The sequence below is a fragment of the Paenibacillus jamilae genome, from assembly GCF_050482105.1.
Taxonomy (GTDB): domain Bacteria; phylum Bacillota; class Bacilli; order Paenibacillales; family Paenibacillaceae; genus Paenibacillus; species Paenibacillus jamilae_B.
This window is the reverse complement of sequence record NZ_JBCNHI010000014.1, coordinates 118,013-128,563: the sequence shown is the minus strand read 5'-3', so window position 1 is coordinate 128,563 and position 10,551 is coordinate 118,013. Positions and strand designations below refer to the sequence as shown.

Genomic DNA, 10,551 nt, shown 5'->3' with positions numbered 1-10,551 from the left:
CCCCCTCTCTTGAACTTCTTGTGTGTCTGCCGGTTATCTTAACCTATCTTCTCAAATGAACGATGGCCTGCAATCCCTGATCGGTGTTACGCAGCTTTAAGCGACCACCTATAGTCTTCAGATATGCATCCATGTGATACAGGCTGAATGTATGCTCCTGCGCATTTTGAGAATAATTCGGCTGGAAATAACTCCAACGCATTTTATCATCAATCCCGCCGCCTGTGTCTTCAATGATGACTATAATTTCAGCTTCTTCCAGCCGTGAGCTAACCTTAAGCATATGAGATTGCCGCTTGGACCGCAGACCCGTTCGGCCCCGTTCCTGATCCTCCAGCTGCTCTCCATCTTGGTTCATGGCCTGCACTGCATTTTCCAGCAACCCCTGTATCGTTTTGTACAGCATGGGTGCTTGTGCTGCAATGGATGGAACTGGCTCTTGCCGCAAGATCACTTGAATGTGCTTCATATTCAGCGAACGGTTCGCCCATTTCAGCGATTCGGACAATACCTCATTCATATCGGTGAAGCTAATTCCGCTATTATCATGCATTTTCTCTTCCAGCTCATCACGCAAACTACGGACGCCTGTCAGTAACTCTCCTAGTGAGGATTCCTGTCTGAGACGACCCTGAATGAAATTTTCATTCAGTTCGCGGAAATACTCCAGTTCCTCATGAGATGCTCCTTTTCCCTGACTGGAAGACACTTCAAAGCGGTTGGCTAGATCTTGATAAAATCCCAACAGCTTTAAATCATCGCCGCCTGTGAGACGGCTCGTCTGTTCTTGCAGCTCTTGCAGTTGTTGCTCAATCGTCTGCATTAACGGCAAATAATACGTGTCCTGCTGCTGGCGCATATCTTCATCCCGTCGCTGGTCACGCACTTGACTGTTCACGATAGCATCTTTCACAATCCGTTTGCGAAACTGGATGAGCATGGCCCACAGAATAATGAGTATTAGAGCCATCACCATCCATAACTGTTTGCGAAAAGTGCTAATTCGCTGGGCAGTGCCCTGGCTGGTATCCTTAACCGATATGTAAAGGGCCTCTTCCCCAATACGGCTGAATCCTATCCCGTACTTCTCTCCACGCTCTTCAACGATCCCCGTATTGCCCTCCAGCAGCCTGCGGGTTACACTCGTGATGTCCGTCCGGTTGATATCTGGAGTATTTCGGGAAGCTACGATCTTGAATTGGCCGTTATAAAATAAAGTCTCATGCTGATTCACCGGCTTACTTTTAATCATTCCACTAAGCATTTCAGCGTCAACTGTACGCACCATAAAACCGCCCGTTTGCGCCCCTTGAATCCTGCACGCCATGTACTGGGCTGGTTGATGGTCCTCAGTCACAAAAGAGCTGACTGCACAACCATTTTGCAGCCATTTGATCTGCTGGACTGCACTCTTCATCTCGCGATTGTCACGTCCGACCATCACATGATACTGTTCATCCAGCACATAAAATGACCCGCTCTCACGCTTAAACCCCTCAGCATACTGGCGTGTTCCCTGATTCAGCATTTCTCTGCCCAGACTGGACGACAGCTCTTTTAGCTCAGCCTGCCATGCAGCATAACGCTCCGTTATGCTGCCAGACAGCTCCTGTACCTCATACTGAAGCTGCTCGTTCTGAATTTCCGCCAAGTGACTGCTGAATTGCCGCATGACGAACCATTGTAGCACAGCGGCCAAGAACACTGTCACACATAGGACGATCAGGTACAGGATCAGCTTTTGCCAACTTGGTTTCAACAAAGCCCACTGCTTCATGCTCTGGCCCCTCCATTTTGTTCAAGACGGCTCAAAATCGCTTGCATCAGGCATTCCAGCTCGTAGCTGACCAGCGGTAGCCGTGCGCACAGCAACCGGGGAGTGCGACGCTGGAGCGCGGCAAACCTCGCAGCGGTTTCCGTTGCCCCGTCTGTCAGCAGGATCAACTCGCATGTTTTGGCGATATATAGACGATCCAATTCCTCCTCGCTGTATGCTCGCAGATCAACAACATAAATATCATGACGATCGTCCATATGCTGAAGTGCACTGGAGACGGCCAGGGTCACCCCTGTATGTCGCGCAGCATGATACTGGTGAAGCAGACGCATTCCCTTTTCCCAGAGCGCATGTTCAACCGAATCAAATCGTTCACAAAAAAGACGCAACGCCCGTTCTGTACTGACATCTTTTAAAAATGCCAAAACGCTGATATTATACATGTAGTTCCTCATTTCTTACTTCCTGATTGGAGTTGCGCAGTTCTTATGACACCCCAAAACATTCTATTTGTTGACGACAGCCCTATGGTGCTGTCCCTGCTAGAACGGACATTGACGCAAGAAGCATTCACCCTACATACCGCTCACACGCCTAAAGAAGCCCTGCAAGTGCTGGAAAAGCACCCGATTGATGTGGTCGTCTCCGATCTGCTTATGCCTGGTTTGGACGGGATTACATTCCTTCGTATGATTAAGAAGGATTATCCACATATCGTACGCATCATTTTGTCTGGTCACCTGCATACGCAGTCCATTTTATCGGCCATTAATCAAGTCGGCGTGTTCCGTTTTTTAACGAAACCGCTGGAGCTAGATGATGATACGCTAAAAAAGATGCTGTATGAGGCGCTCGATCAGGCTCGACTCAATCGAACAAGTCTTCATGCAGACCAGAACGTGGCAACTGACTTGTCGGTATTTATAAATAGCATTTTGAATGCTCCGTACCGACCGTATGTACTGCTGAATGAACAAGATATCGTAACCGCCGTACACATTGCACTTGCTGATCTGTATCCTGTTGGCTGCTCACTACGTCATCCTGATGGCGAAGGTATTCAGTTAACTCCGCATTCAGTATATATACCGGATGAGGAGTCGGAATCTTCCGATCCCGACTTGTACTCGCTGGATACGCTGAACCTCGGGCATTCATCCTTACGCCTTATCCGCCTTAGCGAGATCGCCTGAGTGACGGGTGCCGCCCTTTAACACGGCGGCTCCCCCAATCACTGTCAGGCAGGTATACATCCACAGCATCCCCGCCGTCAGCAGCGGATGGCGGATATAGTTTTTCACATTTCCCCATGTATACAACACCGGACGGAAGAAGTACCAACGTTCCAGCGCCTTTCGCAATCCGCCCTCTTCAGATGACATCGTACGATCCATTACTGAGAAGTAGTAGGCTTTTTTACGTAATACATCCTGCAGATATACCTGTTTTTCATCATGATATACCCGCGTAAATACCGCCCGGCGAATGACTCCGCCAGCCTCTATGTAGCGCAAGGTCGGCTGTATTTCTTCAAAAGCAATTTGCTCTGCATTAAATCCACCTGTTGATTCGTAAGCGCTCATTCGCCAGAAGCGAGCTGCTTCAATGGAGCGTTTTCCCAAGGTCTCTCCTGCGTTGTTAATTACATTCCGCTCGAAAACCTTCACTTTGGAAAAAAAATTATTTGCTTCCGAATATGCCTCTTCCGGTACAACCAAGGCACCGATATCCTGATGATCGTCAAAAAAGTCGATGCTTTGCTGAATCAGATGTTCGGCTAAAATCATATCGGAATCCAATACAAATATGTATTCGGCCCCCAAACGCTTCGCTTCCTCAACCGCTTTGACTCTTGCAACTCCCCGCTCTCCATGAGGAAGCTCTAGCACCGTTACGGGTACTGGACTCCCTGCTGACAGCATACGAATCGTCTCAATCGTCTTGTCATTGGAGCCATCATCAGCAATTACAATATGCAGATCCTTGTAATTTTGTCCCATACAGCTTCGCAAGCATGGCTCTATCGTACGTTCATTGTTGTACGTGGAGAAGAGAATGACCACTTTGTCCACTCTGTTCCGCCTCCTCTATCCAATCCTCCATCAACTGCTCAAACGCGGCAGCTGTATGATCAAAATGAAATCTTAGCGCATATTGGTACGCTCGCTCACGGATGGCCATGTAATCTTCGCCACCCTCTGCCGCTCTTTCCATTTGTTCAGACAATCCCCGAATATCGCCGTGAAAGCATAAATAGCCGCTTTTTCCGAAATCCGTCGCGTCCACCAGACCAGGAGAATTGCTGACAATGCTGGGTGTTCCAACGGCTGCCGCTTCGGTAATCGTCAACCCCCAGCCTTCACGCAGGGAAGGAAACACGAGCGCATGGGCACGACTCATCAGCTCCAGCTTATGCTCTGCTGAAACAAATCCGTAAAAGGTAATATCGGCTTGCGATTGCCCCTGTTCATCCGGGTCCCCATATGTCAATCCATACCGTTCTATAATCGGCAATAATTGTTCTGTCACATAGGTTTTATCGGTTTTTCCGGCAATCCATAACATAGCCTGAGGGAACTTTTCCTTGAGCTGCCCAAAGGCTTCAACGACCAGATCAATGCCTTTATATTTAACGAAGCGCCCAGCATACATAAAGGTCGGGTTAGACTCCTTCGTTAAAAATTGTTCACGCGGCCAATGATCAAACTCAATGCCTTCCGGTAAAAGGTGAACACGATCCGGATGAAAGCCCAGCTTAAGCAGATCATACCGGGTAGACGGAGATACGGTGAGCGTCCGATCCTTCCGTGCCAGCCTAAGCATCAGGGGCTCCATATGAAATCCAATCATGTTTAACGGAAACCGGGCATTTTCATACCATATTTCTCTTGTTAGCTGATGTATGAAAAAAATCCGCTTGGATGCCTCCACCCAAAATCGGGTAAAGAACTGATGCGTATTCGCCTGATTAATCACATAGGCAATCTGCTTGCGATGACGACGGTAATAGCGCATTGCATAATAAATAACACTGTATATGTTTCCTTTTCGAATATACGTAATACCGTCAATGACTTCATGCTCAGGCATCCCCTCAAATTGGGGTGAGAAATGAATGAACTGAAAACGGCCTTGCTGTGAGCGTTTCAGCATTTCATGGGTGAAAATTTCTGCTCCCCCGCTTTTCGGAGAACGAATGTCGCGCCAGGAAAGCAATAGAACTACGGTTTTATCGTTCTGTTCAAGTAGGGTATTCATGGGGTGATTCCTCCCCTTATCTTTATTTTGAACAAATACATATAGGCATCTACCACAAAGTAGAGAGACATAGCCCCGTACACAATGAACTCTGACAACAAAAAATCGATCGGGTCTGTGTGAGCCATATGAAAGGCTGCTAATAAGACTGCGGCTCCTGCCATCAGACTGAACATAAATGTGCGCCTGCCCACCAATACGTGCACATGCACAAAAAACAACACAATGGAAAAAAGCCAGTACACCCAGCCTCCCCATGGAATATAGGCCTCAGCCGACTGGTAAGAGGCTCCGAATAATATGGGAATAGAAGCTGGGAATATATAGGTCGTACCCACATACACACACAACGCGGCTACAGCCATTAATCCAGCATAGATTGCAATCAACTTACCCAAAGCTTGGCGGTCATGGCCCTGCGCACCGATCTTTGGAATAAAGGCAGCAATCAGGCTGTACGAAACGTAATAGACCAATTGGCTATACTTCAGCGCAATGGCATAGCTGCTGGCTTGTCCGGGAAAATAATGCTGTACATACAACATGTCGATAGATATACAAAACAGAATGAATAAATTTGTCATTAGGCTATCGGTGAAATCCTGACCTAGTGACTTCCATAACCCAGCAGGGATATGTTCTCCACTGGTTGTGAACAAGGACAAACCTCGGGCCGAAACGATCCAGCCGTGAAGCAATGACAGCAGCATTCCTCCACAGCTCGCTAATAGTAGGGCTTCCAGCCTTAACCCTAGTGCAGCCAGGACAAAAAACAGGCTTAGCTTCCCTAAGACCTCAATGTAATAGTTCACATTGAGCGCCAGCATGCGTTCCCTTCCCTGTAAATCTCCGCGGCACGAACTCACCAGAATATGCAATCCAATCAAGCCGTACAGCATGAACAGCGGACCAGACTCAACGCCTAATAGCGACCGCAGCAATGGATGAAGGAAAAGTAAAATGATCACGGCAAGCACAGTTAGCACCAGAGGTGCTTTTAGTAATAGAGAACCGAGCGGTAGGTTGCGTAGCGTAAGCTTCTTATCGCCCTTGGATACTAGCTTGGCAGTTAATAGCTGGATGGATAAGCCCAAAACAGACAAAAGTGCAAAGAGGGCCAGCAGCGCGTTCGCCTGACCATAGGCTTGTCCGGTAAGATACCAGCTCGCTGCAATGTGGAAGAAAAAATTGAATCCGTTAAGCAGCACGTTAAAGAGGGGAAACATCAACGAACGAAGTCGGTTGTTCACGTGGTTATCTCACCCGCCGATCCAGTCGCCAAATCTCGATGATAGAGCGCAAAAAACGAATGGAATCCTTCCAGACATGGATGTGCGAGCCCTCTCGATCAATGCATTTGACGGGTAGTTGCAGCACACGGAGCTGAAGTCGCTTGGCAATGAACATCATTTCCAGATCCAGCGCCAGTCCGAGTTGTTCCTTCAAATGTGGAAACATTCGCTTCACGGCAACCGAGCTCATTACTTTAAGCCCCGTCTGGGAATCTACCACACCTGTGGGTAAAAACGGACGGGACACGACCCGCTTGCCAAAGCTGACGATAGATCGCAATAAAGAACGATTTTCGGCGGTCATATCTTTGGTTCCGATCACAACATCATAGTAGCCCTGCTGAACAACATTAATCATTCTGGCGATATCCTCAATAAAAAAGGAATCGTCTGCGTCCACAAATACGTAGTAATCCGCACCGATGGTCCGCATTCCCTCCAAATACGTTCCTGCCTTGCGTGTATTGCGACCCAATTCCCTTGTTTGAAGCAGTGGACTCAAATTTGGGTTAATCCGGTTCACGGACAAGTCCGTTGCTGCCTCCAGCGCTTTAATCAAGACATTCGTACCATCATGGCTGCCATCATCAATGAGATAAATCGAACCCTCTATAATATGGCTACGGATAAAGGCTTGCAGTCGCTCGGCGAAGGTTTTGACATGAACAAAACGTTTCTCTTCGTTATATACAGACAAGATGAATGCAACATGTTGGCTTTTGGTTGAATACTCGGGATAGAGCAAGCTTTGTATTTCAGAAAGCATTTCTTCGGTATCATTGGCTTGCCAAAATAGTAGACGCAATCGGCCTACTCCGATAATCTGCACCAAATGCTGATCACTGAACGGACTGGTTACATCCGTCACCAGTAGCAATGGCATTTGTGGAAATTGGCTGCGGATCTGATTAGCCTTCCGTACTGCTTGTCCCGGCTCCCTATAATCTATCAGGCAGCAACATGCGCCCTCATAGACAGAAGCAGTCTCTGTGTCCTCGCACTGTATATATTGGTAAAAACAAATCACATTGGGATAATCAATAGCCCTGGTGTTATCGCTAAAAATGGCTATAGGTCCCTGCACACAAACCTCTCCTTTTCCTCCGAATAATTCTATTTTGTTGAAAAAGAATTAAAAATGTTTGCTCAGAAACATTAATTTAATCTCCCAATACTTCATATTTCCTTAACAAAATAGCTGACATCCCTTGATATATAAGCATTTAAGTGAAGAAAAACCAATTTTCATACTTGATAAAAATAGAGTAATTAGACCCAATTCATCAGAACTATAACCGCTTGAATTATAAGGTGATTAAAATTCAAAAATAGTTCTAAAGAATTAATTATAACGATAAAAATATGGTTATTTTGTCATGAATCCATAGACGAATAAAACCAATTCGAACGTCCATACTATGGACACCATGTCATCTTTCATCATGAATAATTCTCAAAATATAGAGAAAGAAGGTCTCACTATGGAAGCATTTTATGTCAATCGTGATGGGTCATTATCTACTCCCCTGCGAGGGAAGGATGTGCTGGCAAATCCTCTTTTAAACAAAGGTGTGGCATTTACGGAAGAAGAACGCAAAGAACTGGGGCTGGAAGGAATCCTTCCTCCCACTGTCCTTTCTTTGGAGAAACAGAGCGTACGCGCATATCAGCAATTTTTGGCCCAACCCACCATGCTGCGTAAAAATGCTTCACTGAACGACCTTCACAATCGAAATGTCGTACTCTACTATCGACTGCTAACCGACCATTTGAGTGAAATGTTACCGGTAGTCTACACACCGACTGTAGGAACCGCCATTCAAGAATACAGCCATGAGTACAATCGCCCTGGGGGCGTCTATTTATCAATAGATAATCCAAACGGTATTGGGCAGGCTTTCTATAATTCCGGTTTGAGTAGTGAGGATGTTGACCTGATCGTGGTCACGGATTCGGAAAGTATTTTGGGAATTGGTGACTGGGGTGTTGGAGGAATTAACATTGCTATTGGCAAACTTGCTGTATATACAGCTGCGGCAGGCATTCACCCCGGGCGGGTACTCCCCATTGTACTGGATATCGGCACGAATAATGAGAAGCTGCTGAATGATCCGTTGTACATCGGAAACCGCCATAAACGAGTTCGCGGAGAAGCCTATAATCAATTTATTGATATCTTTATCAGCAAAACGTTAACACAATTCCCGAAGGCGCTTTTGCATTGGGAGGATGTGGGCAGCGTGAATGCACGCCATATTATAGGGAAATATGGTCAAAACATTCTTACCTTTAATGATGACATCCAAGGCACAGGAGCGGTCACTCTGGCAGCGATTGTTTCGGCGGTAGATGTCACTAAAACTCCGCTGCGTGAACAAAAAATACTTGTCTTTGGTCCGGGAGCAGCAGGCATCGGTAACGCCGATCAAATACGGGGCGCTATGATCGAGGACGGGCTTGCTGAAGAAGATTCATTCAAACCGTTCTGGGCCTTTGATTATCGCGGGCTGTTGACGGACGATATGGACGATGTACTGGATTATCAGAAACCATATGTGCGTAAAAAAGAAGAAATTAGCTCATGGACCCGATCGGAAGACGGTAAAATACCGTTGCTGGAGGTCATCCGTCAGGTTAAGCCCACCATCTTGATTGGAACCTCCGGTGTAGCTGGTGCCTTTTCTGAAGAGATTATCAAGGAAATGGCAAAGCATGTGGAACGACCGATCATTATGCCTATGTCTAATCCGACCAACCTTGCTGAAGCGGTACCTGAGGATTTGATACAGTGGACTGATGGCAAAGCATTGATTGCTACAGGAAGTCCCTTTGAGCCCGTCAGCTATAACGGTACGGAATTTGAAATTGGCCAGGCGAACAATGCCTTTGTTTTCCCGGGACTGGGTTTGGGCGCGATTGTGGTCAAAGCAAAAAGGATCACTCCTGCGATGTTTACAGCCGCTGCACATGCCGTTGCGAATGGAGTCGATTCGAATAAGCCTGGCGGTGCACTTCTCCCTCATATTCGCAAATTACGCGATGTTTCATTCGCGGTTGCGGTTGCAGTAGCGAAAGCCGCGATTCAGGATCGGGTGGCTCAGGTACACATTTCAGATATTGAACAAGCTGTACGAGATGCCATGTGGAAGCCGGAATATGTAAAGATCAAAGCCGTGGAAAGTGTAATCCAACACCCTCACTAATCCTTCACCAGAAATCAATGCGGTTTGACATAACGTAGGAACGAATGTACAGTATTAGTCAAAAGAATAGGAAAGTCCACTAGGGGAGCCACTATGGCTGAGACAAGAATGAATCTTGGACCCTTTGAACCTGATCTAGTTCGTACTAGCGTAGGAAAGTGGAGCCTTCGTATACAAGGTCTCAAGCGTTTTCTACGCATTGGGCCTATATGGAAGCCGCTCCAGTTTTCGGGGCGGCTTTTTGACGTTGTTCCGGGAATTGTATCTTACGGGACTTCTTGTTCTCCATTTTGTTGGAGGTGGGGAAAATGAGTTTTTCGCAAGAGCTCCGTCGACAGGCGGATGGCATTTTTCAAGCCATTTATGAGCATCCCTTTGTGAGGGGTATTGCTGAGGGAAATTTAACAAAAGAACAGCTGATTCACTATGTAAAACAAGACTTTGAATATTTAAACGCCTACATACGTATTTACGGCATCGCAATCTCGAAAAGCACGAGCCGGGAGGATATGGCTGTATTTAACGAACAGATCTCTTTTATTCTCAACAGCGAGGTGCATCCGCATCAAAATTTTTGTGCTATCGCAGGTGTCACCTACGAAGAGATGCAGGGTTATCCACTTGCTCCATCTGCTCATCATTATATCCGCCACATGCTGACCGTCGCGCATGAGGGTAGTCTTGGGGAAATTATGGCCGTGCTGCTGCCTTGTCCGTGGACATATCTTGAGATTGGACGGAGGCTAATGGATGAGGTAAAACCGGATGAATCTCATCCGTTCTATGAGTGGATTTCCTTCTATGGCAACCAGATTGAAGATGTGACTTCCAAGTACCGAAAGCGTGTGGATGCTTGGGCGCAAGTTGCCACAGCTAGCGAGCGAAAGCGGATGATGGAGCATTTTATGCTAAGCTGCCAGCTGGAATATATGTTCTGGGATATGGCTTATAAGCAGGAACAATGGCCCGTCCAGATGCGCGCTACAGTTTTAGAATAACCAGTATACATGAGAGAGGATAA

General features: G+C 46.8%; 9 protein-coding genes and 1 riboswitch. Of the genes, 3 read left to right on the top strand and 6 right to left on the bottom strand.

Annotated elements, in window-relative coordinates; translation table 11 throughout:
• Window positions 1–43: 43 nt before the first annotated feature.
• Complete coding sequence (locus tag ABEW32_RS11855; RefSeq protein WP_430187931.1) at window positions 44–1,777, bottom strand: ATP-binding protein; 1,734 nt, start codon at window positions 1,775–1,777, stop codon at window positions 44–46.
• On the bottom strand, window positions 1,774–2,220 hold the full coding sequence (locus ABEW32_RS11850; protein ID WP_430188028.1) for a hypothetical protein: 447 nt from the start codon (window positions 2,218–2,220) through the stop codon (window positions 1,774–1,776). Before ABEW32_RS11850 ends, ABEW32_RS11855 begins: the two co-directional genes overlap by 4 nt.
• Before the next feature lie 45 nt (window positions 2,221–2,265).
• On the opposite strand from ABEW32_RS11850, the gene ABEW32_RS11845 reads away from it, so the two are divergent.
• On the top strand, window positions 2,266–2,970 hold the full coding sequence (locus ABEW32_RS11845; RefSeq protein ID WP_430187929.1) for a response regulator: 705 nt from the start codon (window positions 2,266–2,268) through the stop codon (window positions 2,968–2,970).
• On the opposite strand, the gene ABEW32_RS11840 is transcribed toward ABEW32_RS11845, so the two are convergent.
• Genes ABEW32_RS11840 through ABEW32_RS11825 form a run of 4 tightly spaced genes read right to left on the bottom strand, consistent with a single transcriptional unit; the run spans window position 2,938 to window position 7,411 of the window.
• Window positions 2,938–3,849 (bottom strand): glycosyltransferase family 2 protein, encoded by a 912-nt coding sequence (locus ABEW32_RS11840; RefSeq protein ID WP_430187927.1) that lies wholly within the window; start codon window positions 3,847–3,849, stop codon window positions 2,938–2,940. The genes ABEW32_RS11845 and ABEW32_RS11840 overlap by 33 nt on opposite strands.
• Entirely contained in the window at window positions 3,809–5,035 is a 1,227-nt protein-coding gene (locus tag ABEW32_RS11835; protein WP_430187925.1) for a glycosyltransferase family 4 protein, read from the bottom strand. The genes ABEW32_RS11840 and ABEW32_RS11835 overlap by 41 nt, the downstream gene beginning before the upstream one ends.
• Window positions 5,032–6,285, bottom strand: coding sequence for a polysaccharide biosynthesis protein (locus tag ABEW32_RS11830; protein WP_430187923.1), 1,254 nt, complete (start codon window positions 6,283–6,285; stop codon window positions 5,032–5,034). The genes ABEW32_RS11835 and ABEW32_RS11830 overlap by 4 nt, the downstream gene beginning before the upstream one ends.
• Before the next feature lie 4 nt (window positions 6,286–6,289).
• Window positions 6,290–7,411 carry a glycosyltransferase gene (locus ABEW32_RS11825; protein ID WP_430187921.1) on the bottom strand — a complete coding sequence of 374 codons (1,122 nt, stop codon included), beginning with the start codon at window positions 7,409–7,411 and terminating at the stop codon, window positions 6,290–6,292.
• Between the two features lie 397 nt (window positions 7,412–7,808).
• On the opposite strand from ABEW32_RS11825, the gene ABEW32_RS11820 reads away from it, so the two are divergent.
• Complete coding sequence (locus ABEW32_RS11820; protein ID WP_430187919.1) at window positions 7,809–9,530, top strand: NAD-dependent malic enzyme; 1,722 nt, start codon at window positions 7,809–7,811, stop codon at window positions 9,528–9,530.
• 71 nt (window positions 9,531–9,601) lie between these two features.
• Window positions 9,602–9,704, top strand: a riboswitch (TPP riboswitch).
• A 134-nt stretch (window positions 9,705–9,838) separates the two neighbouring features.
• Complete coding sequence (tenA, locus tag ABEW32_RS11815) at window positions 9,839–10,528, top strand: thiaminase II (protein ID WP_430187917.1); 690 nt, start codon at window positions 9,839–9,841, stop codon at window positions 10,526–10,528.
• The last annotated feature ends 23 nt before the right edge of the window (window positions 10,529–10,551 follow it).